Source organism: Acidithiobacillus sp. TH-A36 (assembly GCF_057473445.1).
Genome location: NZ_JBYCKP010000434.1, coordinates 1 through 2,583, shown reverse-complemented (window position 1 = coordinate 2,583; position 2,583 = coordinate 1). Strand labels below are relative to the sequence as shown.

Sequence of the window (2,583 nt, the reverse complement as noted above, 5' to 3'; positions counted from 1 at the left end):
GCATTAACCCTGCCCTGACCCTGGTGGCTGGTCTGGGGGTTTTTCAGGTACTGCAAAAAAGTATCAGCGGATTGTGGATCAAATGGCCCAATGACATTTGGATTGGCGGGCAAAAACTGGGGGGATTGCTGCTGGAAGCGCGCCGCCTGCCCTCCGGGCAAAACCGCCTGGTGCTTGGCCTGGGACTGAATGTGCACGACGATCCTACCCTGCCGGACTCTGCCACGAGTCTGGCGCAACAGCAGGTCAACCTGTCCCGCAGCCATCTTGCCGGGCAAATCATTCGCCGCTGGCAGGAGGATTTCGCCCGTTTTGATCACGACGGCCTGGAACCCTTTCTGCCGCTCTGGAATGAAGCGGCAGCGCCCATGATGCGCCAGATCGTACAAATCAGCGATGTGCGGGGACATTATCCGGCAGAAGTGCTGGGCATTGGGGAGGATGGCCGCCTGCAGGTACAGGAGCCGGACAAAGCCCCGGTATGGTTGAGTGCTGGCGACGTCAGCCTGCGGCCATTGGCATCATGATATTCATCGCCGTTGGCAATACCCGAACCCTGCTGGCACAGAGCAACGATGGTCTGCATTTTCAGAGCATCAGCGCCGCAACCGCCCTGCATCCTGCGCATATTTTACAGCAGTGGGAACAGCTACGCCCTCATGCAGAGGAAGAGACTTTTGCACTGGGAGGGGTCGTGCCGGAGGCGTTGCAAACCTGGCGGGAATTATTGCCCGAAACACGTCTTCGCGAACCTGATCTGGCGGTGTTCAACCAGCGCGTCCCCAACGCCTATGTCCCCGGTGAAACGCTGGGCTTTGATCGACGCTGCTGCCTGCTTGCCGCAGCACACGATTACCCCGTCCAAAGCAGCATCATCATTGACATGGGTACGGCCATTACCATTGACCTGTTTGCCGATGGCCGCTTCCAGGGCGGCAGAATCCTTCCGGGAATCACCATGAGCCTTCATGCCCTGTTTCTCGGCACGGCACTTCTTCCCGACATGGATTTGCCCGTACCCGCCGCAGCCCTTGGTAACAGTACGGGTGCAGCCATCCAGTCCGGCGTGTTTCATTTATTTGCCGACGCCCTGCAGGGCGCCATCACCCATTTTCAGCAGATGTTTCCCGGCGCCCGGGTGCTACTGACCGGGGGTGATGCGGCACTCTGGCAGTCGCAAATCCCCAACAGCCAGCATGTTCCCGATCTTCTGCTACGCGGTTTTTATGGATGGCTGCAGGCGTAATTATTGCCCTGAACTCCCCTACCCTGAAAACCGCCATTTTCCTCTTGGCGTTTGTAGCGCCCCCATGTAGGCTACTCCCATGACCAAGCCCTTCCAGCGCGTCCTGCTCGTCAGCAAATACCGTGATCCTTCGGTACTTCCGGGATTACGCCTGTTGCGTGATTTCATTCAATCCCAGGGGCGGGAAGTTTTTATCGAAACCCAATGTTCTGGCGAGATCAATGATACCCTCGGCCTGAAGCTGATGGCTTTCAGCGAAGCCCGCGCGGAAACGGATCTGGTTATTGCCATTGGCGGCGACGGCACCCTGTTAGGAACGGCCCGAAATACGGCCAGCAGGGGCATAGCCATTCTCGGCATTAATCAGGGACGGCTGGGCTTTCTGGCGGATCTGTCCATCGACCAGATAGAAAGCGCCTTGCCGCCCATTTTGCAGGGTCATTATCAGCAGGATCAACGCCGGGTCCTGCATGCTGAGTTGTGGCGCGACAATCAACAAATGCACAGCGGTCTGGCCATCAACGAAGTGTTTATCCACAAAGGCGGCGGTGAAAGCATGATTGAACTGAGCGTCCATATGGATGGCCGCTTTGTTTATACCCAGCGCGCTGATGGCGTCATCATTGCCACTCCAACGGGTTCGACCGCCTACGCACTGTCAGCGGGTGGCCCCATTTTATCCCCCAGCCTCGAAGCCCTGCTGCTGGTGCCGATCTGCCCGCACACCCTCACCGCCCGGCCCCTGGTCGTCGCCGATACCGTAGCCATCCGTGCCCGCCTGACCGCCAGCCGTCAGCCTGCAGCCCTCAGCCTGGACAGTCACTGTAGCATTCCTCTGGCTGTCGGCGATGAAATTCACATCCGCCGTGCCCCCTGCTCGGCACGTTTTATTCATCCAGAAGAGAAAAACTTTTTTCAGATTCTTCGGGAAAAACTGCATTGGGCCGAATCACCGGGAGAAGATTAAATGCTGCTCAGCCTGCAGGTTCGCAATTTTGCCCTGATTGACAGCGTCAGCATTGATTTTGATGCGGGTTTGACCGTACTCACCGGAGAAACCGGGGCGGGCAAATCCATTCTGGTGGACGCCATCGCCCTGCTCCTCGGAGACAAGGGCCATGCAGACAGTATCCGCCATGGTGCCGAGCAGGCCGAAATCAGTGCGGAATATGCCCTTGCCTCCGAACATGCCGCCCGCCAATGGTTGCGCAATCAGGATATGAATGCAGATGAACCGGTGTGTGTACTGCGCCGGGTCCTCCAACGCAATGGCCGTAGCCGGGCTTTTATCAATGGCTGCAACGTCACCCTTACCCAGCTGCGGGAGTTTGGTGAGT

At 57.9% G+C, this 2,583-nt stretch carries 4 protein-coding genes; all 4 read left to right on the top strand.

Translation table 11 applies throughout. The features are described from left to right. On the top strand, positions 1-527 hold a 527-nt coding region (locus AC2VLY_RS11200), incomplete at its 5' end, for a biotin--[acetyl-CoA-carboxylase] ligase (protein ID WP_486922295.1). Continuing rightward, positions 482-1,246, top strand: coding sequence for a type III pantothenate kinase (locus tag AC2VLY_RS11195; RefSeq protein ID WP_486893238.1), 765 nt, complete (start codon positions 482-484; stop codon positions 1,244-1,246). The genes AC2VLY_RS11200 and AC2VLY_RS11195, both read left to right, overlap by 46 nt. 79 nt (positions 1,247-1,325) lie before the next feature. Continuing rightward, the gene (locus tag AC2VLY_RS11190; RefSeq protein ID WP_193650923.1) at positions 1,326-2,213 is read left to right on the top strand and encodes an NAD(+)/NADH kinase; all 888 of its coding nucleotides are present in this window, start codon (positions 1,326-1,328) and stop codon (positions 2,211-2,213) included. Next, the coding region (locus AC2VLY_RS11185) for an AAA family ATPase (RefSeq protein WP_486922293.1) at positions 2,214-2,583 on the top strand (370 nt) is incomplete at its 3' end.